Annotated in this window: 22 protein-coding genes; 21 read left to right on the plus strand and 1 reads right to left on the minus strand. The window is 60.8% G+C overall.

The features are described 5' to 3' along the window. The 18 genes from aroK to ACA058_RS01960 all read left to right on the plus strand — a co-directional run bounded on the left by aroK (position 1) and on the right by ACA058_RS01960 (position 22,226). Entirely contained in the window at positions 1-519 is a 519-nt protein-coding gene (aroK, locus tag ACA058_RS01875; protein ID WP_032831512.1) for a shikimate kinase AroK, read from the plus strand. Positions 520-663: 144 nt separating this feature from the next. Next, positions 664-1,764 carry a 3-dehydroquinate synthase gene (aroB, locus tag ACA058_RS01880; protein WP_497637583.1) on the plus strand — a complete coding sequence of 367 codons (1,101 nt, stop codon included), beginning with the start codon at positions 664-666 and terminating at the stop codon, positions 1,762-1,764. A gap of 10 nt (positions 1,765-1,774) precedes the next feature. Continuing rightward, a complete protein-coding gene (locus tag ACA058_RS01885) occupies positions 1,775-3,358 on the plus strand; it encodes an SPOR domain-containing protein (protein WP_497637584.1) in 1,584 nt (527 codons plus the stop codon). Between the two features lie 350 nt (positions 3,359-3,708). After that, the gene (gene gltB, locus ACA058_RS01890; RefSeq protein ID WP_497637585.1) at positions 3,709-8,154 is read left to right on the plus strand and encodes a glutamate synthase large subunit; all 4,446 of its coding nucleotides are present in this window, start codon (positions 3,709-3,711) and stop codon (positions 8,152-8,154) included. Between the two features lie 32 nt (positions 8,155-8,186). Continuing rightward, positions 8,187-9,605: an FAD-dependent oxidoreductase gene (locus tag ACA058_RS01895; protein WP_497637586.1), complete on the plus strand. Its 1,419-nt coding sequence runs from the start codon at positions 8,187-8,189 to the stop codon at positions 9,603-9,605. A gap of 254 nt (positions 9,606-9,859) precedes the next feature. Further along, the gene (hemE, locus tag ACA058_RS01900; RefSeq protein WP_015093145.1) at positions 9,860-10,927 is read left to right on the plus strand and encodes a uroporphyrinogen decarboxylase; all 1,068 of its coding nucleotides are present in this window, start codon (positions 9,860-9,862) and stop codon (positions 10,925-10,927) included. Between the two features lie 292 nt (positions 10,928-11,219). After that, positions 11,220-12,686 (plus strand): N-acetylglucosamine-binding protein GbpA, encoded by a 1,467-nt coding sequence (gbpA, locus tag ACA058_RS01905; RefSeq protein WP_497637587.1) that lies wholly within the window; start codon positions 11,220-11,222, stop codon positions 12,684-12,686. Between the two features lie 195 nt (positions 12,687-12,881). Further along, entirely contained in the window at positions 12,882-13,379 is a 498-nt protein-coding gene (locus ACA058_RS01910) for a type II secretion system protein N (RefSeq protein WP_497637588.1), read from the plus strand. A gap of 8 nt (positions 13,380-13,387) precedes the next feature. After that, positions 13,388-15,316, plus strand: coding sequence for a type II secretion system secretin GspD (gene gspD / locus ACA058_RS01915; protein WP_497637589.1), 1,929 nt, complete (start codon positions 13,388-13,390; stop codon positions 15,314-15,316). Then, positions 15,313-16,791: a type II secretion system ATPase GspE gene (gspE, locus tag ACA058_RS01920; RefSeq protein ID WP_497637590.1), complete on the plus strand. Its 1,479-nt coding sequence runs from the start codon at positions 15,313-15,315 to the stop codon at positions 16,789-16,791. Before gspD ends, gspE begins: the two co-directional genes overlap by 4 nt. Before the next feature lie 3 nt (positions 16,792-16,794). After that, a complete protein-coding gene (gene gspF / locus ACA058_RS01925) occupies positions 16,795-18,003 on the plus strand; it encodes a type II secretion system inner membrane protein GspF (RefSeq protein WP_497637591.1) in 1,209 nt (402 codons plus the stop codon). A gap of 3 nt (positions 18,004-18,006) precedes the next feature. Continuing rightward, complete coding sequence (gspG, locus tag ACA058_RS01930; protein WP_497637592.1) at positions 18,007-18,456, plus strand: type II secretion system major pseudopilin GspG; 450 nt, start codon at positions 18,007-18,009, stop codon at positions 18,454-18,456. Between the two features lie 3 nt (positions 18,457-18,459). Continuing rightward, the gene (gspH, locus tag ACA058_RS01935) at positions 18,460-18,927 is read left to right on the plus strand and encodes a type II secretion system minor pseudopilin GspH (RefSeq protein ID WP_497637593.1); all 468 of its coding nucleotides are present in this window, start codon (positions 18,460-18,462) and stop codon (positions 18,925-18,927) included. Beyond that, complete coding sequence (gene gspI / locus ACA058_RS01940; RefSeq protein WP_497637594.1) at positions 18,920-19,303, plus strand: type II secretion system minor pseudopilin GspI; 384 nt, start codon at positions 18,920-18,922, stop codon at positions 19,301-19,303. Before gspH ends, gspI begins: the two co-directional genes overlap by 8 nt. Continuing rightward, a complete protein-coding gene (locus tag ACA058_RS01945) occupies positions 19,296-19,838 on the plus strand; it encodes a type II secretion system protein GspJ (RefSeq protein WP_497637595.1) in 543 nt (180 codons plus the stop codon). Before gspI ends, ACA058_RS01945 begins: the two co-directional genes overlap by 8 nt. Then, complete coding sequence (locus tag ACA058_RS01950; protein ID WP_497637596.1) at positions 19,835-20,665, plus strand: type II secretion system protein GspK; 831 nt, start codon at positions 19,835-19,837, stop codon at positions 20,663-20,665. Before ACA058_RS01945 ends, ACA058_RS01950 begins: the two co-directional genes overlap by 4 nt. After that, positions 20,662-21,768 carry a type II secretion system protein GspL gene (gspL, locus tag ACA058_RS01955; protein ID WP_497637597.1) on the plus strand — a complete coding sequence of 369 codons (1,107 nt, stop codon included), beginning with the start codon at positions 20,662-20,664 and terminating at the stop codon, positions 21,766-21,768. Before ACA058_RS01950 ends, gspL begins: the two co-directional genes overlap by 4 nt. Next, positions 21,765-22,226, plus strand: a complete 462-nt coding sequence (locus tag ACA058_RS01960; RefSeq protein ID WP_497637598.1) for a type II secretion system protein M — start codon at positions 21,765-21,767, stop codon at positions 22,224-22,226. The genes gspL and ACA058_RS01960 overlap by 4 nt, the downstream gene beginning before the upstream one ends. Here ACA058_RS01960 and ACA058_RS01965 read toward each other — a convergent pair. Beyond that, positions 22,219-23,499, minus strand: a complete 1,281-nt coding sequence (locus ACA058_RS01965; RefSeq protein ID WP_497637599.1) for an MFS transporter — start codon at positions 23,497-23,499, stop codon at positions 22,219-22,221. The two genes, ACA058_RS01960 and ACA058_RS01965, sit on opposite strands and share 8 nt — an antisense overlap. A gap of 119 nt (positions 23,500-23,618) precedes the next feature. On the opposite strand from ACA058_RS01965, the gene ACA058_RS01970 reads away from it, so the two are divergent. The 3 genes from ACA058_RS01970 (at position 23,619) to ACA058_RS01980 (ending at position 25,487) form a co-directional block, all read left to right on the plus strand. Beyond that, positions 23,619-24,521, plus strand: a complete 903-nt coding sequence (locus ACA058_RS01970) for a LysR family transcriptional regulator (RefSeq protein ID WP_497637600.1) — start codon at positions 23,619-23,621, stop codon at positions 24,519-24,521. A 475-nt stretch (positions 24,522-24,996) separates the two neighbouring features. Then, entirely contained in the window at positions 24,997-25,260 is a 264-nt protein-coding gene (locus ACA058_RS01975) for a DUF6124 family protein (RefSeq protein WP_497637601.1), read from the plus strand. Next, entirely contained in the window at positions 25,257-25,487 is a 231-nt protein-coding gene (locus tag ACA058_RS01980; RefSeq protein WP_497637602.1) for a helix-turn-helix domain-containing transcriptional regulator, read from the plus strand. Before ACA058_RS01975 ends, ACA058_RS01980 begins: the two co-directional genes overlap by 4 nt. The last annotated feature ends 7 nt before the right edge of the window (positions 25,488-25,494 follow it).

Here is a 25,494-nt window from a genome sequence, read left to right on the forward strand (position 1 = left end):
GTGCGAAATTTGATACTTGTAGGACCGATGGGGGCTGGAAAAAGCACCATCGGCCGGTTGCTGGCCAAAGAGCTGCGCTTGCCATTCAAAGATTCCGATAAGGAAATTGAATTACGCACGGGCGCCAATATCCCATGGATCTTCGACAAGGAAGGCGAACCGGGCTTTCGTGAGCGCGAGCAGGCAATGATTGCCGAGCTGTGCGATTACGACGGTGTGGTGCTGGCCACCGGCGGTGGCGCGGTCATGCGCGAAGCCAATCGGCGGGCCCTGCGTGCCGGCGGACGGGTGGTCTATCTGCATGCCTCCGTCGAGCAACAGGTCGGCCGCACGTCCCGTGACCGCAATCGGCCATTGTTGCGCACAGCTGATCCGGCCAAGACCCTCAGGGATCTGCTGGCGATCCGGGACCCCCTTTATCGGGAAATCGCCGATCTGGTGGTGGAAACGGATGAACGACCGCCGCGAATGGTAGTGCTCGATATCCTGGAGCGTCTGCAGCAATTGCCGCCCCGTTAAAGCGCCGCGCGAAATGCGCTATCCTCGACGTCCTGCCATGACCGCTGTGGCGAGCGGCCACCGAGCGGCGTCACACCATCAATGGCCGTAGACATTCGTTAACTCAAGGCAGGTTGCCTGATTCCATCTTCACTGTGGGGACACATGCAGACACTCAAGGTCGATCTAGGCGAGCGCAGCTACCCGATTCATATTGGCGAAGGTTTGTTGGACCAGCCTGAGCTGCTGGCCCCGCATATTCGCGGACGGCAAGTGGCAATCATTTCCAATGAAACCGTCGCGCCCCTCTATCTCGAACGTCTGACCCGCAGCCTTGCGCAGTTCTCGGTGATTTCCGTGGTGCTGCCCGACGGTGAGGCCTTCAAGACCTGGGAAACCCTGCAGCTGATTTTCGACGGTCTGCTGACCGCGCGGCATGATCGGCGCACCACGGTGATCGCCCTGGGTGGCGGCGTGATTGGCGACATGGCCGGTTTCGCGGCTGCCTGCTACCAGCGTGGTGTCGATTTCATCCAGGTTCCGACCACGCTGCTGTCGCAGGTCGACTCTTCGGTGGGTGGCAAGACCGGGATTAACCATCCGCTGGGCAAGAACATGGTCGGCGCCTTCTATCAGCCGAACGTCGTGCTGATTGACACCACTTCCCTCAATACCCTGCCGCCCCGGGAGCTGTCCGCCGGCCTGGCCGAAGTCATCAAGTACGGGCTGATCTGCGATGAGCCGTTCCTGACTTGGCTCGAAGACAACGTCGACCGCCTGCGCAATCTGGATCAGCAAGCCCTGACCTATGCCATCGAGCGCTCGTGTGCTGCCAAGGCCGCGGTAGTCGGCGCGGACGAAAAAGAGACCGGTGTGCGTGCCACGCTCAACCTGGGCCATACCTTTGGTCACGCCATCGAAACCCACATGGGCTACGGTGTATGGCTACATGGTGAAGCGGTCGCTGCTGGCACCGTGATGGCTTTGGAAATGTCCGCGCGCCTGGGCTGGATCAGCGAACAGGATCGCGACCGCGGCATTCGCCTATTCCAGCGCGCCGGTCTGCCGGTTATTCCGCCTGAAGAAATGACGGCAGCCGATTTCCTCGAACACATGGCAATTGATAAAAAAGTGATCGACGGTCGTTTGCGCCTGGTGCTGCTGCGCCACATGGGCGAAGCGGTAGTGACCGACGATTATCCGAAAGAGGTTCTACAGGCCACGCTGGGAGCGGATTACCGCGCCCTGGCTCAGCTTAAAGGTTAATAAGAACGCGATGACTAGTTTGCATGCCGACGAGGCTTTCCTCGGCCACTACCAGTTGAATCATGACCCTTTTGCTCCGCGGGTCCCTGGCTTCAAATTTTTCCCTGCCCAGCGCAAGCCGGTGCTGGGGCAGTTGCACCATCTGGCGCGGTACAGCCAGTTGCTGTTGGTGGTCACAGGTCCGCATGGCAGTGGCAAGACCCTGCTGCGTCAGGCCCTGGTGGCCAGCACCAACAAGCAAACCGTGCAGAGCCTGGTGGTTTCCGCCCAAGGTGCGGGTGATTCGGCTGGCGTGTTGCGCCAGGTCGCCCAGGCACTGGACGTTGCCCAGGCCGAGATCGGTGCAATCCTGAAGCAGGTGGTGCAGCTTGCTCTCACTGGGCAGGAAGTCTATCTGCTGGTCGATGACGCCGAGCAGCTCGACGAGTCCGCGCTGGAAGCCTTGATGGCTCTGGCCGCTGGTGCGCCGGAAGGCCGTCCGCATGTGTTTCTGTTCGGCGAGTCGTCGATGATCGCTCAGCTTGAGGCTTTGCAACTCGAGGAAGAACGCTTCCACGTCATCGAGCTGCAGCCTTACACCGAAGAGGAAACCCGCGAATATCTGGATCAGCGGCTCGAAGGCGCCGGCCGGGGTATCGAACTTTTCACTGCAAATCAGATCTCTGATATTCACGAAAGCTCCGAGGGTTGGCCTGGCAACATCAACCAGGTTGCCCGCGATGCAATGATCGAAGCCATGATTGCCAGCCGCTCAGCGGTGAAGCGTCCAAGTATGGGGTTCAATATGCCGAAGAAACACGTATTGGCGATTTCCGCCGTCGTTGTGGTCGCGGTAGCCGCCGCCTGGTTGATGCCCGGTCGCAGCAAGGCACCGACCACGGGTGCGCCTGCCAACGAACAGGCGCAACTGCCGCTCGGCCAGGGCTCGCCACAACCGGGCGGCGCTCCGGCCGTCGAATTCGCCGGCAACACGCAGCCAACGCCATTGCCGTTGGTCGGCAATTCGCAACCGGTCATGCGGGCTCCATTGGCCGAAGCGGCGGGCGGCATTACCGAGGGCGATGACGGGGTGCCGGTCGAGGGTTCCAGCGCGACACCGCCGACCGTGACCACGACTGCACCGCCAGCCGGCGTTCCGGCCGGTCCTGCGCCGACGCCAACAGCCAACCCGACTCCAGCGCCGACCCAGGTCGCTACCGCCAAGCCAGCGCCTGCTCCGGCTGCCAAGCCGGCTCCAGCACCAGCCAAGCCAGCCGCCGTTGCCGCCAAGCCAGCCGAGAAACCAGCGACCGTCGCCAAGGCTGCCGGTGGCACCTGGTATGCAGGTCAGGCGCCGGGTAACTACGTGGTGCAGATCCTCGGCACCAGCTCCGAAACGGCCGCACAAAACTTCGTCAAGGAGCAGGGCGGCGAGTACCGTTATTTCAAGAAAGTCCTCAACGGCAAGCCGCTCTACGTGATCACCTACGGCAACTTCGCCAATCGTGATGCAGCCGTTTCCGCCATCAAGGCCTTGCCAGCGAAGGTTCAGGCTGGTAAACCTTGGCCTCGCACTGTCGCCAGCGTCCAACAGGAACTGGCAACAACTCGCTGAAGATTCGGTGGCCTTACCCAGGCCGCCTCTCCAAGCACCTCAAAATTTCTACAAGTGCGCGCAACCTTCCAGGCTGCGTGCCTTGTGGTGTCTGCGTCACAGTAGTCTTTGAGTCGTTGCGGTCAGAATTAAAAAAAAGTTTTGACTAGCACAGCAGATCGCTTTAAACCTTTCACAAATGCGACATAGATTTGCGACATTTCGTCGTCAAATTTGTGAGCCTCTGTGTCGGTGTGTACAATGACCTCCCTTTTGCCCCCGCAAAGCTGGCGTACGTTCGGCGCGGTTGGTAAGTGGTTGAATTGAAAAGAAATTTGCTTCGCGAGAAGCAGCCTGGTGAGAAAGTGTCTATGAAAGCAGGTCTGTACCAACCAGATGAATTCAAGGATAACTGCGGTTTCGGCCTGATAGCCCATATGCAGGGCGAACCCAGTCATACCCTTTTGCAAACGGCCATCGAGGCCCTGACCTGCATGACCCACCGCGGTGGGATTAATGCCGACGGCAAGACCGGTGACGGTTGCGGTCTGCTGATTCAAAAGCCGGACGCGTTCCTGCGAGCCATCGCCCAGGAAACCTTCGGCGTCGAAATGCCCAAGCAATATGCGGTGGGCATGGTCTTCTTCAACCAGGACCCAGTCAAAGCCCAGGCCGCTCGCGAGAACATGAACCGCGAGATCCTGGCTGCCGGCCTGCAGTTGGCCGGTTGGCGCAAAGTGCCGATCGATACCAGCGTTCTCGGCCGCCTGGCCCTTGAGCGCCTGCCACAGATCGAGCAGGTGTTCATCGGCGGTGAAGGCCTGAGCGACCAGGACATGGCCGTCAAGCTGTTCACCTCCCGTCGTCGCTCCTCGGTGGCCAACGCCGCCGACACCGACCACTACGTCTGCAGCTTTTCGCACAAGACCATCATTTACAAAGGCCTGATGATGCCGGCGGATCTGACCGCCTTCTATCCGGATCTGAGCGATGAGCGCCTGCAAACCTCGATTTGCGTGTTCCACCAGCGCTTCTCCACCAACACCCTGCCGAAATGGCCGCTGGCTCAACCGTTCCGCTTCCTGGCGCACAACGGCGAGATCAACACCATCACCGGCAACCGCAACTGGGCCGTGGCCCGTCGCACCAAGTTCACCAACGATCTGATGGACCTGGAAGAACTCGGCCCGCTGGTCAACCGCGTCGGTTCCGACTCCTCGAGCATGGACAACATGCTCGAGTTGATGGTCACCGGTGGCATCGACCTGTTCCGTGGCGTGCGGATGATCATTCCGCCTGCGTGGCAGAACGTCGAGACCATGGACCCGGACCTGCGCGCGTTCTACGAATACAACTCGATGCACATGGAACCGTGGGACGGCCCGGCCGGCGTAGTAATGACCGACGGTCGCTACGCGGTGTGCCTGCTCGACCGTAACGGTCTGCGTCCGGCGCGCTGGGTCACCACCAAGAACGGTTTCATCACCCTGGCTTCGGAAATCGGCGTCTGGAACTACCAGCCTGAAGACGTGATCGCCAAGGGCCGCGTTGGCCCGGGCCAGATATTTGCCGTGGACACCGAAACCGGTCAGATCCTCGACACCGATGCCATCGACAACCGCTTGAAGTCCCGTCATCCGTACAAGCAATGGCTGCGCAAGAATGCCCTGCGCATCCAGGCGACCATGGAAGACAACGACCACGGTTCGGCGTTCTACGACGTCGATCAGCTCAAGCAGTACATGAAGATGTACCAGGTCACGTTCGAAGAGCGCGATCAGGTGCTGCGTCCGCTCGGCGAGCAGGGCTACGAAGCCGTGGGCTCGATGGGCGACGATACGCCGATGGCCGTGCTGTCGCAGCGCGTGCGCACGCCGTACGACTATTTCCGCCAGCAGTTCGCGCAGGTCACCAACCCGCCGATCGACCCGCTGCGTGAAGCTATCGTCATGTCTCTGGAGATCTGCCTCGGTGCCGAGCGCAACATCTTCCAGGAGTCGCCGGAACACGCTTCGCGCGTGATCCTCAGCTCGCCGGTCATTTCCCCGGCCAAGTGGCGCTCGCTGATGAACCTCGATCGTCCGGGCTTCGAACGCCAGAAAATCGACCTCAACTACGACGAAAGCATCGGCCTGGAAGCGGCGATCCGTAACGTTGCCGATCAGGCAGAAGAAGCCGTTCGCGCCGGTCGTACGCAGATCGTACTGAGTGACCGTCACATTGCCCCTGGCAAGTTGCCGATCCACGCCTCCTTGGCCACCGGCGCGGTACACCACCGCTTGACCGAGAAGGGCCTGCGTTGCGACTCCAACATCCTGGTGGAAACCGCGACCGCTCGCGATCCGCATCACTTCGCCGTGTTGATCGGTTTCGGTGCCTCTGCCGTTTATCCGTTCCTGGCCTATGAAGTGTTGGGCGACCTGATCCGTACCGGTGAAGTGCTGGGCGACCTCTACGAGGTGTTCAAGAACTACCGTAAAGGCATCACCAAAGGCCTGCTGAAGATCCTGTCGAAGATGGGTATCTCGACCATCACCTCATACCGCGGTGCACAACTGTTCGAAGCGATCGGCCTGTCCGAGGAAGTCTGCAACCTGAGTTTCAAGGGCGTGCCTAGCCGCATCAAGGGCGCGCGTTTCGTCGACATCGAAGCCGAGCAGAAAGCCCTGGCTACCGAAGCCTGGAGTCCGCGCAAGCCGATCCAGCAAGGCGGCCTGCTGAAGTTCGTCCACGGCGGCGAATATCACGCCTACAACCCGGACGTGGTCAACACCCTGCAAGCCGCTGTGCAGCAGGGCGACTACAGCAAGTTCAAGGAATACACCTCGCTGGTGGACAACCGCCCGGTGTCGATGATCCGTGACCTGCTGAAAGTCAAAACCCTGGACACGCCGCTGGACATCAGCGAAATCGAACCGCTGGAATCGGTGCTCAAGCGCTTCGACTCCGCCGGTATCTCGCTGGGCGCCCTGTCGCCGGAAGCTCACGAAGCCCTGGCCGAAGCCATGAACCGCCTCGGTGCGCGTTCCAACTCCGGTGAAGGCGGCGAAGACCCGGCGCGCTACGGCACCATCAAGAGCTCGAAAATCAAGCAGGTGGCAACCGGCCGTTTCGGTGTGACCCCGGAATACCTGGTCAACGCTGAAGTGCTGCAGATCAAGGTCGCTCAAGGCGCCAAGCCGGGCGAAGGTGGTCAACTGCCGGGGGGCAAGGTCAACGGTCTGATCGCCAAGCTGCGTTACGCAGTGCCGGGCGTGACCCTGATTTCGCCACCACCGCACCACGACATCTATTCGATCGAAGACTTGTCGCAGCTGATTTTCGACCTGAAACAGGTTAACCCGAAGGCGCTGGTCTCGGTGAAGCTGGTAGCAGAAGCGGGCGTCGGCACTATCGCCGCCGGTGTGGCCAAGGCCTACGCGGACTTGATCACCATCTCCGGCTACGACGGCGGCACCGGTGCATCGCCGCTGACCTCGATCAAATACGCGGGCGCTCCGTGGGAACTCGGCCTAGCCGAAACCCACCAGACCCTGCGTGGCAACGACCTGCGCGGCAAAGTCCGGGTGCAGACCGACGGCGGCCTGAAAACCGGCCTCGACGTGATCAAGGCGGCCATCCTCGGCGCTGAAAGCTTCGGCTTCGGCACCGCGCCGATGATCGCCCTGGGCTGCAAATACCTGCGCATCTGCCACCTGAACAACTGCGCCACCGGCGTCGCGACCCAGAACGAGAAACTGCGCAAGGATCACTACATCGGTACCGTCGACATGGTGGTGAACTTCTTCACCTATGTCGCCGAAGAAACCCGTGAGTGGCTGGCCAAGCTGGGCGTGCGTTCCCTCGAAGAGCTGATCGGTCGTACCGATCTGCTGGAAGTCCTCGAAGGCCAGACCGCCAAGCAGCAACACCTCGACCTGACTCCGTTGCTGGGCAGCGATCATGTGCCGGCGGACAAGCCTCAGTTCTGCGGTGTGGAGCGTAACCCGCCGTTCGACAAGGGCCTGCTGGCCGAGAAAATGGTCGACATGGCCACCTCGGCGATCAACGACAAGAGCGGCGCCGAATTCGCCCTGGATATCTGCAACTGCGACCGTTCCATCGGCGCGCGGATCTCCGGTGACATCGCGCGCAAGCACGGCAACCAGGGCATGGCCAACGCGCCGATCACGTTCCGCTTCAAAGGCACGGCCGGCCAGAGCTTCGGTGTGTGGAACGCCGGTGGCTTGAACATGTACCTGGAAGGCGACGCCAACGACTACGTCGGCAAGGGCATGACCGGCGGCAAGCTGGTGATCGTTCCGCCCAAGGGCAGCATCTACAAGACCCAGGACAGTGCCATCATCGGCAACACCTGCCTGTACGGCGCCACCGGCGGCAAGCTGTTCGCCGCCGGTACCGCGGGTGAGCGTTTCGCCGTGCGTAACTCCGGTGCCCACACCGTCGTGGAAGGCACTGGCGATCACTGCTGCGAGTACATGACCGGTGGTTTCGTCTGCGTCCTGGGCAAGACCGGTTACAACTTTGGCTCTGGCATGACCGGCGGTTTCGCCTACGTGCTCGACCAGGACAACACCTTCGTTGACCGGGTCAACCACGAACTGGTGGAAATCCAGCGGATCAGCGGCGAGGCGATGGAAGCCTACCGTAGCCATTTGCAACGCGTGCTGAACGAGTACGTCGAGGAAACCGACAGCGAGTGGGGTCGTGAACTCGCCGAGAATCTCGACGATTACGTGCGTCGTTTCTGGCTGGTCAAGCCCAAGGCTGCCAACCTGAAATCGTTGCTTTCCAGCACCCGTGCCAACCCGCAGTGATATGCGCCTGAAGAGTTTGATGAGGTTTTAAAATGGCTGAACGTCTGAATAATGACTTCCAGTTCATCGAGGTCGGGCGCAAGGATCCGAAGAAGAAACTGTTGCGTCAACGCAAGAAAGAGTTCGTGGAAATCTACGAACCGTTCAAACCCCAGCAGTCGGCCGACCAGGCCCACCGCTGCCTGGGTTGCGGTAACCCGTATTGCGAATGGAAGTGCCCGGTGCACAACTTCATTCCCAACTGGCTGAAACTGGTGGCCGAGGGCAACATCCTCGCCGCCGCCGAGCTGTCGCACCAGACCAACACCCTGCCGGAAGTCTGCGGCCGGGTGTGCCCGCAGGACCGTCTGTGCGAGGGTGCCTGCACCCTTAACGACGGCTTCGGCGCGGTGACCATCGGTTCGGTGGAGAAGTACATCACCGACACCGCGTTTGCCATGGGCTGGCGCCCGGACATGTCCAAGGTCAAGCCGACCGGCAAGCGTGTCGCGATCATCGGTGCGGGCCCGGCGGGCCTTGGTTGTGCCGACGTGCTGGTACGCGGCGGCGTGACCCCGGTGGTGTTCGACAAGAACCCGGAAATCGGCGGCCTGCTGACCTTCGGCATCCCCGAGTTCAAGCTGGAAAAGACCGTGCTGAGCAATCGCCGCGAAGTCTTCAGCGGCATGGGCATCCAGTTCCGCCTCAATACCGAGGTGGGCAAGGACGTGACCATGGAACAGTTGCTCGAAGAATATGATGCAGTGTTCATGGGCATGGGCACCTACACCTACATGAAGGGCGGTTTCGCCGGTGAAGACCTGCCGGGCGTGTACGACGCGCTGGACTTCCTGATCGCCAACGTCAACCGCAACCTGGGCTTTGAAAAGTCGCCGGAAGATTTCGTCGACATGAAAGGCAAGAAGGTCGTGGTACTCGGCGGCGGCGACACGGCGATGGACTGCAACCGTACATCGATCCGCCAGGGCGCCAAATCGGTGACCTGCGCCTATCGTCGTGACGAAGCGAACATGCCGGGCTCGCGCAAAGAGGTGAAGAACGCCAAGGAAGAAGGCGTGAAATTCCTCTACAACCGCCAGCCGATCGCCATCGTTGGCGAAGACAAGGTCGAAGGCGTGAAAGTGGTCGAGACCCGTCTCGGCGAACCGGACGCCCGTGGCCGTCGCAGCCCCGAGCCGATCCCGGGCTCCGAAGAGATCATCCCGGCCGACGCCGTGGTCATCGCTTTCGGTTTCCGTCCGAGTCCGGCGCCGTGGTTCGAGCAGTTCGAGATCCAGACCGACAGTCAGGGCCGCGTTGTCGCCCCGGAACAAGGTCAGTACAAGCACCAGACCAGCAACCCGAAAATCTTCGCCGGTGGCGATATGGTTCGCGGTTCCGACCTGGTGGTGACGGCGATCTTCGAAGGCCGTAATGCGGCTGAAGGGATCCTGGATTACCTGGGCGTCTAAACGCGATCCCGAGCTGAAATGCAGTAAACCTGTGGGAGCGAGCCTGCTCGCGAAAGCGGACTGTCAGCCAACATCTTTGTTGGATATGCCGGCCTCTTCGCGAGCAGGCTCGCTCCCACAGTTGTTTCTGTGTACTGCTGAAATCAGTGTATTCGTTGCGACAAATTGACCCGATAGACAAAAGGTGCGGCGCTTGCCGTGCCTTTTGCGCCCGGCTCTGAGAAAATGCCCGCACTTTTTTTCCGGATGCCGACATGACTGCCCTGAAGAACGACCGTTTCCTGCGCGCCCTGCTCAAGCAACCCGTAGACGTCACCCCCGTGTGGATGATGCGTCAGGCCGGTCGCTACCTGCCTGAATACCGCGCCAGCCGTGCCAAGGCCGGCGATTTCATGAGCCTGTGCATGAACCCGGCGTTCGCTTGCGAAGTCACGATGCAGCCGCTCGACCGCTATCCGCAGCTGGACGCGGCGATCCTCTTCTCCGACATCCTGACCATCCCCGATGCCATGGGCCAAGGCCTGTACTTCGAAACCGGCGAAGGTCCGCGCTTCAAGAAAGTCGTCAGCACCCTGGCCGACATCGAAGCCCTGCCGATTCCCGATCCGCAGAAAGACCTGGGTTACGTAATGGACGCGGTCAGCACCATTCGCCGTGAACTGAACGGCCGCGTGCCGCTGATCGGTTTCTCCGGCAGCCCGTGGACCCTGGCCACCTACATGGTCGAAGGCGGCTCGTCGAAAGATTTCCGCAAGACCAAAGCCATGCTCTACGACAACCCACAGGCCATGCACCTGCTGCTCGACAAGCTCGCGCAGTCGGTCACCAGCTACCTGAACGGCCAGATCATGGCCGGCGCGCAAGCGGTGCAGATCTTCGACACCTGGGGCGGCAACCTGTCGGCGGCGGCGTACCAGGAGTTTTCCCTGGCCTACATGCGCAAGATCGTCAGCGGCCTGATCCGCGAGCACGAAGGCCGCAAGGTGCCGGTCATCCTGTTTACCAAGAATGGTGGCCTGTGGCTGGAAAGCATTGCCGACGCTGGCGCTGATGCGCTCGGTCTGGACTGGACTTGCGACATCGGCAACGCCCGAGCACGTGTCGGCGACAAGGTTGCCTTGCAAGGCAACATGGACCCGACCGTGCTCTACGCCAAACCGCAAGCCATTCGCGCTGAAGTCGGGCGTATTCTGGCCAGCTACGGCAAAGGCAGCGGCCACGTGTTCAACCTCGGCCATGGCATCACCCCGGAAGTCGATCCGGAGCACGCTGGCGCCTTCCTGCGCGCGGTGCATGAGTTGTCGGCGCAGTATCACGAATAACTGCGTTCAAGTTGTGTAAAACCCGTCCGGACTGGTGCCGGACGGGTTTTTTTATACCTTTAGTTTTCATCTCTAGTTCAAGTGTTGCCTCTTGTAAGATTTTTTTCATTCTGTTTCGGATAAAGGATCAGATCGTAAAAACCTCATGTAAGTAGAGATTTTTCCTACATATAAAGCTCTTTCATCCAAGTAAATTTGCCGGCCAGTGCTCTCCCCGTGGTGAGCAGAATTGCAATTAACGGCGTCTGCAATACACGCCTTGATTTTCGATAAGCAGTCTGGAATTTATTGGATGAAAAATATTTACTACAAAGGAAGTGCGCTGGCCGCCTGCACTTCTTCAATGATCCTGTTATCGGCAATGTTGGCGTCACAAAGTGTTTCCGCGCATGGCTATCTGGAAGTGCCGCCTTCGCGCGCACTGGCCTGCCAGAAAGGCTTGAATACCCAGTGCGGTGGCGCCCAATACGAACCTCAAAGTGTCGGTGAAACCTTCAAGGGTTTTCCGGCCGGTGCTGGCGGCGCGCCTGAGCAAGGGCCGGTCGATGGCAAGATCCCGAGTGGCGGTCACTCGTTGTTCTCCGCTCTGGACGCCCAATCGGCCACCCGTTGGCATATGACGGAAATCAAGGATCGCAACATCGATTTCCAGTGGCGCTACACGGCTGTGCATCCAGCCACCAAGCATGAGTATTTCATCACCCGCAACGGTTGGAATCCGAATGAAGCACTCAAGCGTGCCACGTTCGAAAGCACGGCGTTCTGCACCATCGACGGCGGCAACCAGAAGCCCGAGTCCGGTGCCAAACACAACTGCAACATCCCCGCGGACAAATCCGGCCAGCATGTCATCCTGGCGATCTGGTCGGTCGGTGATACCGCTGCAGCGTTCTATAACGTGGCGGATGTGAACATCATTGCCGAGCCGGAGCTTCCGGGCGGTTGGTCCTCCGTAGGCAGCATCGCGCCGTCGACCTCGTTGCTGGTCGGTGACAAGGTCAAGGCCCGGGCATTCTCCGCCAATGGCGAGAACCCGGACTACAGCGTTGAAATCTCCATCAATAGTGCCGAGGAAGGCTCGCCAAACAACTGGTCGTTCAAGTTGGCAGAAGCCATCAACAAGGCTCACACCCTCGTCCGTGCGGGCGTTCGTGATGAAAGCGGGACGATCGAGCCGGTCAAGGGCAACAACAGCGTGTACGCGCAAAAAGACAGCGGCGTGACGCGCTACGAAGTGCAGTTGAACGTGCAGGAAGATGCCGCGGCTCGTCTGTCGGTGGCTGCCCAGCAAGCTGAGTATGTGTTGGACAAAGGCTTGGCCAAGATCGATTTCAGCATCCTGTCCAATCGCAAGATGAACGTCGAAGCGACGCTGTTCGATGAGAGCAACAAGCCGGTCGGTTCCACTTCCGCACAAGTGGACAGCGGCCCGACCTGGTTGGCCATGGATGTTCGCAGCAACCCCGGCAAGCACACCCTGACGCTGGTCGGCACGACTCTGGATGGCCGGACCACTCGCCAGGATACTCAGGTGACCCAGTTGGCCGGTGAAGGCGCGGGCGCCGACTACGACTTCGTGTTCCCGCAAGGCCTCAGCGAGTACACCGCCGGTACCAAGGTACTGCAGCCGAAGACCAATGAAGTCTTTGAGTGCAAGCCATTCCCGGAGTCCGGTTATTGCAAGCAGTACAGCCCGTCTGCCAATGGTTTTGAACCTGGCATCGGTGAGCATTGGCACATGGCCTGGAACAAACTCTAAGTCCCTCGCAGTACTTCAGGTGACCTGTGAAGGTTGCCTGAAGGTTCACTTTTTTTATCGAGTTGCAAATGACGGTTTCGATCATGCACAAAGTCTGCGGCCACCGGATACTGCGGCGAATGTCTTTATGTTGATGCGGCAATCGTTTTATCGAGCGGCTCGAGTTAACCGCTCGTGAAGAATTCGTGGAAGGTGATGAGCCGTTTTGGCCTGCTGGTCTTGCCGGTGGGTTATGCCGTGCTGCTGATCTGGCAGGAGTGGCTCTTCCGTGAGCGACTCGTCTCGCCGCCGCTGCCAGTGGTGGCGCCAACCTCTGTTCCCGTCCATGTACCGCTGGATGCTACTGCGGTGGCGTCGGTGCTGGGCCTGACGGAAGGAGCCTCGTTGCTTGCCAGTGCCGAGCCGCTGACCTTGAAGGCCAGTTTTGTCCTGAACAGCGGTTTGTCCAGAGCATTGCTCGCCGATGCGCAAGGCTCGCGTATGTACCAGGTGGGCGAACGTTTGCCCGGTGGCAGCGTGCTGCGTCGCGTCGAGGCCACTCAGGTGGTGCTGTGGAACAAGGGGCGGGAAGAGCGATTAACGCTGCAACCGTCTGCTGCGCGTTTCCTGCGCAGGCTTGAGTCGCCAGGCGACACACAGGCTCCTGCTATTGCTCCGCGTTATCTACGCCCGGTTTCCGGGCTGTCAGAGTGATCAACATCATGAACAGTTTCATTGGCGCGCAGGCCTTGCGCTCCATGCTTTTCCTTATCGTGCTGGCGAGTCTGGCTTCGCCGGGCGCGTTGCAGGCTGCGCAGGAAAAGTGGCAGTTGGCGATGAACAACGCCGAGCTGCGCGACATCGTTGAAGAAATCTCCGGCATTCTGGGGACCACCGTGGTGCTTGATCCCAGGGTCTCCGGACGCATCACGGTAATGTCTCAGCAAGCCCTTGATCGCGAAGGCGTGCGCCGCTTGTTCTACGGGGTGCTCGACGCCCACAACTTCACGGTGATCGATGAGGGTGACCGGATCCTGATCACGCCAGTGACCGAAGCCAGGACTCGCGCCGGCACCAGCCCTGCAAAAAACGCTACGCCCTCGCAATTTGTCACCCGGGTGATCGAGCTGAACAATAGCAGTGCCGCCGACATCGCTGGGCTGGTCCGGCCATTGGTCTCGGCCAACGGCTATGTCGGGCCGTCCGTGTCGGCCAATGCGGTGGTGGTCACGGAGACGGCAGCCAATGCGCAACGCATCGTCCAGGTCATCCGCCAACTGGACTCCGGGCAAAGCAATATGCACGCCGTGGTGCAGTTGCGCCACGCCCGGGCCAGTGACGTGGCTCCTGTAATGGAAGCCTCCCTGGGCAAGCGCACTGCCGAGAGCGCGATCCAGGTATTGGCCGATAGCAGAACCAATCGTCTGATCCTGATCGGCCCGGCAGCCGTTCGCCAACGCTTGGTCGAGCTGGCGCGCGGTCTCGATATTCCTGCCACGGCGACCCCGGACAACGCCCGGGTGATCCGCTTGCGTCACAGCGACGCCAAGCAGTTGGCCGAGATTCTGGAAAGCATGGGGCAAGGCCGAAAAGCCGCTCCAGCCCTTGGCGGCAGCAAGGACGCAGCGCCAGGCACTGCCTTCATGATCAAGGCCGACGAAAGCCAGAATGCGCTGGTGCTGATCGCCGAGCCGGAGCAGGTCAGGACCATCGAAAGCATTGTGCGCCAGTTGGACCAGCCACGCGCCCAGGTGCTGATCCATGCCGCCATTGTCGAGATTTCCGGGGACATCGCTGAAGCGGTAGGCGTGCAATGGGGCATTAGTACGGGGGATGCGAAAGGGTTCATCAACTTCCCCGGCACCGATATCCCGATTGTCGGCGGCCTGGATTTCGACGAGAAAAAGTCCGCACCCGAAGGCGCGCTGTTGCGCCTGGGCAGTGATCGCTTTGGCGCATTGATTTCGGCCTTGGCCAGCAACACTCACAGCAACCTGCTCTCTACGCCAAGCCTGTTGACGCTGGACAATCAGGAAGCGCACATCATCGTCGGCCAGAACGTCCCGTTCAAGACCGGCTCCTACGCCACAAACAGCAACGGTGCGGACAATCCGTTCACCACAGTCGAACGCAAGGACGTGGGCATCAGCCTGAAGATCAAGCCTTACATCAACGAAGGCTCGACGCTGCGGCTGGAGGTCGAACAGGAAGTGTCGGACATCGCACCCTCGGTATCGGGCATCGACTCTTCGGACCTGATCACCAACAAGCGCGCCCTCAAGAGCACCATCCTGGCAGACGATGGTGAAATCATCGTCATTGGCGGTTTGATCAGAGACAGCGTCAGAACCCAGAAAAGCGGGGTGCCGTTACTGCGTGATATTCCTTATCTGGGCGCATTGTTTCGCTGGAGCCGGGACACCCAGAGCAAAAGCAATCTCATGGTGTTCTTGCGGCCCACGATCGTGCGCAGCAAGGAAGACCTGAGCGGCATCAGCCAGCAGCGTTACAACGCGCTGCGTGACTTGAGCCAGTCGGGGGCGCGGGATAACAACTCGTTGCTGTTGCCGGCTGATTCGCGTCAGCTGTTCGAACCGGTTTCCGATGCACCCGTATTCGACCTGCGCAAGCCGACGCCGCAAACGCCATGACCCGTTCGATCGATGGTTGCCAGCCACTGCCCTTCGGTTTTGCCCGTCGTTTCGGCGTGCTGCTGGAGTGCGAAGGCGGCGAGTCGAGCCTTGCAGTGCGTGCCGATACGCCGCTCACCGCCCTGGCGGAAGCTCGCCGGGCATGCGCTCGCGAGCTGCCGCTGCGGGTGCTGGAACCCGAGATTTTTGCGACACGCCTGGCAGCCGCCTACCGCGAAGGCCAGAGTGCCGCGGAGCAGGTTGCCCAAGGGCTGGACGAAGAGCTGGATCTGCTCAGCCTGGTGGACAAGGTGCCGCAAACCGCCGATTTGCTGGAGCAGCAGGGCGATGCACCGATCATCCGTTTGATCAATGCGTTACTCAGTGAGGCCATGCGCGAGCACGCCTCGGACGTGCATCTGGAAACCTTTGAGCAGTATCTGTCTGTGCGCATGCGGGTCGACGGGCAATTGCGTGAAATGCTCCGGCCTCGACGTGAATTGGCGACGCTGCTGGTGTCGCGCATCAAGGTCATGGCGCGCCTGGATATCGCTGAAAAACGCGTGCCTCAGGACGGTCGGATGGCCCTGCGTCTGGCCGGGCATGAAGTCGATGTGCGGGTCTCGACCCTGCCCTCGGCACACGGCGAACGGGTGGTACTGCGCTTGCTCGACAAGCAGGCCGGACGTCTTGAATTGTCGCGCCTGGGCATGCCGCAGGACATACTCCGGGACCTGCGCCACCTGCTGGGCAAACCGCACGGCATTCTGCTGGTGACCGGGCCTACCGGCTCAGGCAAGACCACCAGCCTGTACGCCGCGCTCAGTAGTCTGAACGACCAGACCCGCAATATCCTCACGGTCGAAGATCCCATCGAATACCACCTGCCGGGCGTGGGGCAGATGCCGGTCAACCCGAAAGTGGACATGACCTTTGCCCGAGGGTTGCGAGCGATCCTGCGCCAGGATCCGGACGTGGTGATGGTCGGCGAAATCCGTGACCGCGAGACCGCTGAAATTTCCGTCCAGGCTTCCCTGACCGGTCACCTGGTGCTCTCGACGCTGCACACCAACAGTGCGGTCGGTGCGGTGACGCGCCTGGCGGACATGGGTGTCGATACCTACCTGTTGGCATCGTCGCTGGTGGGTGTTCTAGCCCAGAGATTACTGCGTACGTTATGCCCTCATTGCAAGGCGCCCTACAGCGCGGATGCGACTGCTTGCCAGCGTCTGGGGCTTGGCGCCGCACCGCTGCAGCTGTTCCGGGCCGTGGGGTGTGAGCAGTGTCAGCACGGTTATCGCGGGCGCGTCGGCATCTATGAACTGATCAGCGTAACACCGGCACTGGCAGCGCTGATTCACCAGGGAGCCAGTGAACAGGCCTTGGCCAACGAGGCACGCCAGATGTCGCGCAGTTTGTTCCAAGATGGCCGCCAACGGGTGCTGGACGGGCTGACCAGTCTCGACGAGCTGCTGCGCGTGACTCGGGAGGACTAGGTTATGCCGACATTCGATTACCGGGCCGATGACGTTCAGGGCCGCCGTTGCAAGGGGCGGCTGGAGGCCGAAAACCCCCGTCATGCGCGGCAACTGTTGCGTGAGCGCGGGTTGTGGCCGCGCGACATGAAGGAAATCCGGGTCGGTGGAGGCGCAAACAAGCCCGGCAGCGCAGGGCGATTGAGTGCCGCCGACCTGGCACTGCTGACGCTGCAGTTGTCCACCCTGGTTCAGGCTGGTTTGCCCTTGGAGGAGTCCCTTGAGGCCGTAGCGAAACAGAGTGTCAAGCGCCGGGTTGCCAGTTTGCTGTCAGCGGTCAGGAGCCGGGTCATGGAAGGTCATGCCTTGGCCGCTGCGTTGGCGCAGTTTCCCAAGGCCTTCCCTGAACTGTTCCGCGCCACCGTGGCCGCCGGCGAACGTTCCGGCCATCTTGGCCATGTGCTGGAGCAATTGGCTGCGTATACCCAGGCTCGCCAGGCCTCACGGCAAAAAATCCAGATGGCGCTGGTGTACCCCTTGATCCTGATGTTGGCCAGCGTGGTCATCGTCGGTTTTCTGCTCGGTTACGTGGTGCCGGACGTGGTGAAGATTTTCGTCGAAAGCGGCCAACCGTTGCCGTGGTTGACTCGGGCGTTGATCGCTACCAGTGACGGGTTGCGCAACCATGGCCTGCTGTTGATCGTCGCGCTGGCGCTGCTGATCGCCCTCTGGCGCTGGAGCTTGCGCCAACGGGTCTGGCGCCTGCGCTGGCATCGCCTGGCGTTGAACTTGCCGGTCTTTGGCGACGTGCTTCGAGCGATGGAAGCCGCACGATTTGCCAGCACCCTGGCCATCCTCGGCAAAAGCGCCGTGCCCTTGGTCGACGCACTGGAAATCGCCGCTGCCGTGATCGGCAACCTGACCATCCGTGCACGGATGACCGATGTCGCCCGCTCGGTCCGCGAAGGTGGAACCCTGAGCCATGGCCTGGAACTGAGCGGCGACATCCCGCCGATGATGCTGCACATGATCGCCAGTGGCGAGCGTGCGGGCGAACTCGATCGCATGCTGGCCCGCGCCGCCGAACAACAGGAAAGCAGCCTGGCGGCACGTATTGCCCTGGTGGTGAGCCTGTTCGAGCCGGCCATGCTCGTGTTGATGGGCGGCGTCGTGCTGCTGATTGTCCTGGCCATTCTGCTTCCGATTCTCAGCCTCAATCAATTGGTGAATTGACCCATGAACGCTTTACGTCACAGAACTTCCCAGCACGGTTTTACCCTGATAGAGATCATGGTGGTCGTGGTCATCATCGGCATCCTGGGGGCAATCGTGGTGCCGCAGTTCATGAGCCGTCCCGACCAGGCCAAAGTCACCGCCGCCAAAGTCGATCTCCAGGCCATTGGCACCGCCCTGGAAATGTATCGCCTCGACAACTTCCACTATCCCTCCACGCAACAAGGGCTGGAGGCCTTGAGCAATCGTCCTTCCGGGATGCCGGCGGCGAGGAGCTGGAACCCTCAGGGTTACCTGAAAAGCTTGCCCGTTGATCCGTGGGGCACGCCCTATCAGTACCTCAATCCTGGCGTTAAATCGGTCGATGGCGGCTACGACTTGTATTCCCTCGGGTCCGATGGCGTAGCGGGTGGCGAAGGGCACGCGGCGGAAATCGGCAATTGGGGTGGTTGAAGCATGCCGCGCCGCTGTCGGGGATTTACCTTGCTGGAAATGATGATTGTGATCGTCTTGATCGGCGTTCTGGTGGGCATGGTGAGTCTTGCCACTGGCGTTAACCCGGCACAGCAAGCCAGGCAGGAAGCGGGTGCCCTGGCTGGCGTCATCCGCCAACTGCGGGAACAGGCAGTGCTCGAGGGCCGGGAGTACGGTCTGCGGCTGAGCGTCGAAGGGTACCGGTCAATGCGCCTCGATGACTCTGGCTGGGAGCCGTTGGCAGCTTTCTATCGATGGCCCGAGAGCTTGCGACTGAGCCTTGAGCAGGAGGGGTATTCCATGAGGCTGGGCGCTGACGCCGGTCATCCGCAGATTCTGCTGTACAGCAGCGATGAAACCAGCAGCTTCACACTGACAGTCGCTGGCAAAGACAGGATCTGGGCGACCCTGACCAGCGATGGCATCGGTGAGGTCATGATCGATGACTGAGCCGTCGTTCATGCCTCGAATGGGGGGATTCACCTTACTTGAAGTCATGGTGGCCCTGGCGATTTTCGCGACCCTGGCGACGGCGGTGCTGTCCGCCAGCCAGTACGTGGTGAGGCAGGCAGGCGCTGCCGAGGAGCGCCTTCTCGCGGCCTGGGTGGCAGACAACCAGCTGAACGAGTTGCGCCTGCAATCGTTCCCCGTAATTGCACAGCCACAACGGGTGGTGAGCATGGGGGATCGCGACTGGGTTGTGCGTCAATCCGTCGGTGAGGCGAGCGATCCGCATGGGTTGCCGGTCGAGGTCGAGGTCGGCCTTGCCGGTCGGGACCATACCCTGTTCCGCGCCAGTGGCTGGATAGCCAATCGTCATGAATGAGCAAGGCGGATTCACCCTGCTGGAACTGGTCATTGCCATTGCGATTTTCGCCTTGCTGGGTCTGGCCAGCTGGACGCTGTTCGACGGTGTGGTGCGCGTGCAGCAGGGCACCCTGAGCCACGAACGAGAACTCAGAAACCTGCAACGCGCCGTGGCAGTGATTGAGCGCGACCTGCTGCACATCGCGCAGCAGCCTGTCGTGCCTGACCCGTCGCAGTTGCAGCTGTTGCGCAGCAATTGGCGTAATCCGCTGGACTTGCCGCGCAGTGAACGACAGCTGCTGACCTATCGACTCGACAACGGCGTCCTATGGCGCGACAGCCGGGCAGAAGGGGCCCGGAACGTGCAGCGGCAAAAACTGCTCGACGATGTTCGAGACGTGCGCTGGCGTCTGTACGACAGTCAGGTCGGTTGGCGTGGTGATTGGCCGTCCGGGCAGAACCTGAAGGCGCCCCTGGCGGTGGAAATGCAAATGTCGGCAGGGCGTTTCGAGGCGATCCGCCGGGTGCTGTTATTGCCGGGGGCACTGCCATGAGGGCAGGTCAACGTGGCGTTGCGTTGATCAGTGTGTTGCTGGTCATGAGCCTGGCGCTGTTAATCATCGGCGGCATGCTACGCAGCCATCGCGCATTGCTGCAAAGCACTGGGCAACAGTTACAGCAGATGCACCTGCGGCAACTCGGTGTGGCCGGGGAAACCTGGGGCCTGGCGTTGCTCATGGCTCAGCAAAAAGACAGCGAGCCGATTGTTGACCCGTCCAGCGCTTTCGCCGTTGAAGACGCACAGATACGCGTCGATATCGAGGACCTGGCCGGGCGTTTCAACCTCAATGCCCTGTTGATTCAGGGCCAGATCGATCAAGTCACGCTCAATCGCTGGACGCGTTTGCTGGCGCTGCTCGAACTGCCGTCGTTGCAACTGGAGCAAGTGGGGGCGCTGCGCGAGCTCAGCCAGCTGCGACTGCTTCCCGGTGTCGACGCTGAGCTGTTGCGTCGCCTGGCGCCCTGGGTCGCACTGTTACCGGTAGAGGCTGCGACGAACATCAACACGGCGCCGGCGCTGGTATTGCGCACGCTCGACGGTGTCGAGCGCACAACGGCCGAAGCCCTGGTACGCCAGCGTTCCGCGGCAGGCTGGCCAAGCGTTCAAGCCTTTACTCAGGACCCGCTGTTATCCGGCTTGGGCTTGAGCAGCCATGGCCTGGGCGTTGACAGCCGCTGGTACCGGATCACCGTTCACGTGACCCAGGGGCAGGGTCATCTGCGGCTGGCCACCGATGTCGAACGCGACCCAAAGACGCGTCAGTTGAACATCCTGCAACGGCGTGTTCTACCCTCGAATGCAAGCGAGATACAGCAATGAAAACCTGGCTTTACCTGACAGCCGAAGGCTTGGCCTTACCCACGCTCGCCTGGCCTTGTTGCCTATGGACGTCGACCGGCAAAAGGCAGCGCTTGCCCTTGGATCAAGCTGCACAGGCACTGGCTGGGCAGGCGGTCGATGTGCTGTTGCCCATGGAACTGTGCAGTTGGTTGCTCAGCGATCCATGGCCGTCCAGGCGCCAGCCTGATGCCCAGGCCATCGCCTTCGCCGTCGAAGAGCAGTTGAGCGAAGCGCTGGAAAAGCTGCACCTGAGCACCGGTACGCGCGATTCACAAGGTCGCTATCCGGTGATGGTGATCGACCGCGAACGATTTGCTGCTGTGCTCGCGCTGCTGGCCGAAGTGGGTATTGAAGTGCGATCTGTGTTTGTCGATGCCGATGTGTTGCCTCGTGACCAGGCGCTCGGTATCTGGTGGTTTGGCCGCTGGTTGCTCGGTGGCGGCTTGCCTGCTCGCCTGACCTTGTCGGATGACGGTTTGGTGGCGCTCAAGCCAGGCTTGCCCATGGACGTTCAGTGGCGCGACGAGCGTCAGGACTTCACTGATATCGATCAGTGGCTGACCTCGCTGCCCGGACAGGCAATCAACCTGTTGCACGGTGATTTCGCTGCGCCGCGAAAGCGGCTGCCCTGGCGTCTCGGCGGGCTGGTCGTGCTGGCGCTGTTGCTGCTCGACTGGGGCGCCAGCGAGGCACGGATCGGCTTTGTCCAAAGCCAGACCCGTCAGCTCTACAACCTCAACGAGCAGCAATTCAAGGCGCTTTATCCGGACCAGACCCGCATCGTTGACCTGGCGTTACAACTCAAGGCGTTGCAAAACCAAAATTCGGCCCCCCAGGACGGCCATATCGCCGGGCTGGTCAAACTCGTCGAGCAAGTCATCGGCGCCAGCAATGTCGATGTCCAGCGCATTGAATTTCGCGAAAGCGATGGTTGGAAAGTCCGGCTGACCGCCAATAGTTTTACCGAACTGGAGTTATTGCGTGAACGTGGCCGTCAGCAAGGTTTGCCTGTGCGACTCGACAGTGCGAGCAAGGAAGGCGATCGGGTGCAGGCGACCCTGACCCTGGAGCAAGGCGCATGAAGCTGAACGGGTTGATCACATGGCCGGCGCTGCTGCAGCGCTGGCAACGTCTGTCGCTGCGCGAACGACGGCTGTTGCTGATGTCGGGGGCGCTTGCCTTTGGCATCGCGGCATTCAGCCTGGTCTGGCAACCGACGCAGCAGCGTCTGGCGACGGCCGAGCGTCAGTATCATCAGCAACTGGCACTGGCGGCGCAACTGCAACTGGCGCGTCCGCGCAGCACGATCGAGCCTGTCACTCGGCCGCTGTCGCTACACGTCAGCGAAAGCGCCACCGAGGCGGGACTCGAACTGCATCAGGTCAACACCGACGGCGATCAGTTGCGCCTGAGTCTGCGCGGTGACGTCAAGGCCTTGCTGGCATGGCTGGACCGCATCGAACGCAATGGCACTGTGCTGCAATCCTTGACCCTGGAAAAGCGCAACGCGGTGCTGGAGGCGCGGATGGTGCTCAGATAGTCGCGCCGGCTCCCGACAGTGGCGGCAACTTCGCCAGCTTCAAGGCGACCAGTAATGCCACCACCAGCAGTCCACCAATGAACAGACCGATGCCATTCCAGCCGCCCAAGTGCCAGAACACGCCGCCCGCCGTACCGGCAATGCTCCCCCCGGCGTAGTAGCTGAACAGGTACAAGGACGATGCCTGGCCCTTGGCCTTGGTGGCACGGCGGCCGATCCAGCTGCTGGCGACCGAGTGGGCACCGAAGAAGCCGAACGTGAAGACCAGCATGCCGATGATGACCAGCGGCAATGGCGTAAACATCGTCAGGGCGAGACCGCCGATCATCAGCGCGATAGTGCTCCAGAGCACTTTGCGGCGGCCGATTTTGTCGGCCAGCGAGCCGATTTTCGCCGAGCTGTAGATACCCGAGAGGTACACCACCGAGAGTAATCCGACGAAGGCCTGTTCCATGTGATACGGCTCGGCCAGCAGGCGGTAGCCGATGTAGTTGAACAAGGTGACGAATGCACCCATCAGCACGAAGGCTTCGAGGAACAGCAGCGGCAGGCCGGCGTCGCGAAAGTGCATGGTGAAACCGTCGACCAGGCTGCGCGGGTGCAGCGAGCGGGGGCGGAAGTTGCGCGATTCGGGGAGGATTTTCCAGAACACCGCTGCCGCAATCAGCGCCAGACCGCCGATCACCAGCATTGCCGTGTGCCAGCTGACGAAGTCGATCAGCACGCCGGTGATCAAGCGCCCGCTCATCCCGCCGATGGCATTGCCGCCGATGTACAAACCCATGGCGAGGCCGATGTGCTGCGGGTGAATCTCTTCGCTCAAATAGGTCATCGCAACCGCTGCCAGACCGCTCAATGACAATCCAATCAGCGCACGCATCGCCAGGACACCGTGCCAGCTCGGCATCATCGCGCTGGCCATGGTGCACAGTGCGGCGGCGAACAGCGCTGCAACCATCACCGGTTTACGTCCGACACGGTCGGAGATCGGGCCGGTGATCAGCAGGCCGATGGCAAGCATGCCCGTGGCCACCGACAGGATCAGGCTGCTCTGTGCCGCGTTGATGGAGTATTCGTGGGACAACAGCGGCATCATCGGTTGCACGCAGTAGAGCAGGGCGAAGGTGGCGAAGCCGCCGCAGAACAGCGCCAACACGGTGCGCATGAACGCCGGGGTGCCTTTTTCGATGTAGATCTGTGCCAGCTCAGCAACGACTTCGCCCTGTGCGGCGGGTGGAACTTCATGAGCGAGTGGAGCGACAGCAGTTTTCACGTTGGACCTCGGAGGAGCGCAGCCGGTCAGGCAATGAAAAAAGCATATAGCTGGCTAATGATTCAATCCAATATATTGTTCGACCTGTTTGATAGCTTTAACGACCTAATGGAGTTTTCATGGAATTGCGTCATCTGCGTTACTTCATCGCCGTCGCCGAAGAACTGCATTTCGGCCGCGCCGCACAGGTGCTGGGCATCTCGCAACCGCCGCTGAGCCAGCAGATTCAGGCGCTGGAGCAGGAAGTCGGCGCACGCTTGTTCGAGCGCACCAATCGTCGGGTCGAGCTGAGCGAGGCCGGTCGATTGTTCCTGGAAGAGGCGCGGTTGGTGTTGGCGCAGGTCGACAAGGCGGCGGATGTTGCGCGGCGGGCACAGTTGGGCGAGTTGGGCGAACTGAAAATCGGCTTCACCTCGTCGGCACCGTTCAACTCAACGATTCCCCAGGCGATATTTTCGTTTCGCCAGCGTTTTCCGGCAGTGCACTTGAACCTGCGGGAAATGAGCAGCACCCAGGTGGCCGATGCGCTGGTGGATGAGTCGATCGAAGTCGGGATCATGCGCCCGCTCGGGCTGCCGGACTGCCTCAGTGTTGTAGAATTGATGCGCGAGCCATTGGTCGCCGTTCTCAGCACCAAGCATCCATTGGCCAATGGCAGTGAAGAAGGATTGTTTCTGTCAGCGCTGGCCCTTGAGCCTTTTGTGTTTTTCCCACGCAGCTACGGCAGTGGCCTGTACGCGCAGTTACTCAGCCTGGCCCGTGACGTCGGCTTCAGCCCGCACTTCGCCCAAGAGGCCGGCGAGGCGATGACCATTATTGGGTTGGTGGCAGCGGGCCTGGGCGTGTCGGTGCTGCCGGCGTCTTATCAGCGGATGCGCATTGACGGCGTGGTCTATCGACCGCTGCTCGATCCGGCGGCGGTGTCGGCGGTGTGGCTGGTGCAGCGCAAGGACCAGAAATCGGCGATGGCGCGGGCGTTTGTGGAGTTGTTGACGAGGAAGGTTGAGCCGTTGAAGCCATGACGGCTGCACCGTCCCTGTAGGAGCGAGCATGCTCGCGATGGACCAACGAACGCCGCGTGCACCCAGGAACCCCGCGTCATCGTTAACGACCATCGCGAGCAGGCTCGCTCCTACAGGTCAGAGTTTTCGCCGCTGCTCGTGGGACATTTCTGAACTATCCCGGAGAGGCTACAGCGCCTTGCGGCGTTGCCTACAACTACTCCAGAATCCGCCGGCTTGTGCGCTTTGAGGGGCATCGCTAACTTGATTCGCGTCACTGATGGTCAGTGATCGGGTTTAGTAGCCCGTTGTTATGCGAAGCGCATTGGCGCTCCTGATAGGCAGGTATGCCCATACCTGCCCTTGACGGTAGCTGTGCGCAGGGCGCCTTAGGGCGCGCCGGTTCGTGTAACCCGGTCTACTAACCTGCGTACAGCTGCCACCCTTTTCATCAGTAGCGATTCGGTGTGGCTCCCCACTTTCAGGACGCTGAATCATGACCAATACGCCAAATCCACCGGACACCGATCCGGACGCGCCACACCAACCCAGCCCCCTCTTCATCATCGCCCCCGATATCGACAACCACACCCTGCTGGAATACGCCTGCGTTTCACTGGCATCCGCGAATGTCATGGCGAGCGACTTCGCCAGGGACCTGAAGGGGTCGCAGGGTCATACACTGCTGGGAATTCAGCAATCGATCATGCTGGGAGAACTGGCGGTGAATCGGGTGTTGGATAACCTTGATCCGCCATGACCGATCACTTCAGCCGCTGGGACTCTGCCGAATACCTGAAGACCGAAGAGGACATTGCAGAATATCTGCGTGCTTGCATGGAGGTGGGTGGAGATGATCCTGCATTTATCGCCAAAGCGCTGAAGACCATCGCGCACGCTCGGGAGGCGAAATCCTTGTGGGAGCGAGCCTGCTCGCGAAAATCGTCCGAACAACGCGTTCATTCAGGCAACACGCGTTATCGTTGAAATCCAT

The organism is Pseudomonas sp. LBUM1649, assembly GCF_059716155.1.

Coding starts and splice junctions, on each gene's coding strand:
- aroB (WP_497637583.1), top strand. CDS start 664: ATGCAGACACTCAAGGTCGATCTAGGCGAGCGCAGCTACCCGATTCAT.
- ACA058_RS01885 (WP_497637584.1), top strand. CDS start 1,775: ATGACTAGTTTGCATGCCGACGAGGCTTTCCTCGGCCACTACCAGTTG.
- gltB (WP_497637585.1), top strand. CDS start 3,709: ATGAAAGCAGGTCTGTACCAACCAGATGAATTCAAGGATAACTGCGGT.
- ACA058_RS01895 (WP_497637586.1), top strand. CDS start 8,187: ATGGCTGAACGTCTGAATAATGACTTCCAGTTCATCGAGGTCGGGCGC.
- hemE (WP_015093145.1), top strand. CDS start 9,860: ATGACTGCCCTGAAGAACGACCGTTTCCTGCGCGCCCTGCTCAAGCAA.
- gbpA (WP_497637587.1), top strand. CDS start 11,220: ATGAAAAATATTTACTACAAAGGAAGTGCGCTGGCCGCCTGCACTTCT.
- ACA058_RS01910 (WP_497637588.1), top strand. CDS start 12,882: ATGAGCCGTTTTGGCCTGCTGGTCTTGCCGGTGGGTTATGCCGTGCTG.
- gspD (WP_497637589.1), top strand. CDS start 13,388: ATGAACAGTTTCATTGGCGCGCAGGCCTTGCGCTCCATGCTTTTCCTT.
- gspE (WP_497637590.1), top strand. CDS start 15,313: ATGACCCGTTCGATCGATGGTTGCCAGCCACTGCCCTTCGGTTTTGCC.
- gspF (WP_497637591.1), top strand. CDS start 16,795: ATGCCGACATTCGATTACCGGGCCGATGACGTTCAGGGCCGCCGTTGC.
- gspG (WP_497637592.1), top strand. CDS start 18,007: ATGAACGCTTTACGTCACAGAACTTCCCAGCACGGTTTTACCCTGATA.
- gspH (WP_497637593.1), top strand. CDS start 18,460: ATGCCGCGCCGCTGTCGGGGATTTACCTTGCTGGAAATGATGATTGTG.
- gspI (WP_497637594.1), top strand. CDS start 18,920: ATGACTGAGCCGTCGTTCATGCCTCGAATGGGGGGATTCACCTTACTT.
- ACA058_RS01945 (WP_497637595.1), top strand. CDS start 19,296: ATGAATGAGCAAGGCGGATTCACCCTGCTGGAACTGGTCATTGCCATT.
- ACA058_RS01950 (WP_497637596.1), top strand. CDS start 19,835: ATGAGGGCAGGTCAACGTGGCGTTGCGTTGATCAGTGTGTTGCTGGTC.
- gspL (WP_497637597.1), top strand. CDS start 20,662: ATGAAAACCTGGCTTTACCTGACAGCCGAAGGCTTGGCCTTACCCACG.
- ACA058_RS01960 (WP_497637598.1), top strand. CDS start 21,765: ATGAAGCTGAACGGGTTGATCACATGGCCGGCGCTGCTGCAGCGCTGG.
- ACA058_RS01970 (WP_497637600.1), top strand. CDS start 23,619: ATGGAATTGCGTCATCTGCGTTACTTCATCGCCGTCGCCGAAGAACTG.
- ACA058_RS01975 (WP_497637601.1), top strand. CDS start 24,997: ATGACCAATACGCCAAATCCACCGGACACCGATCCGGACGCGCCACAC.
- ACA058_RS01980 (WP_497637602.1), top strand. CDS start 25,257: ATGACCGATCACTTCAGCCGCTGGGACTCTGCCGAATACCTGAAGACC.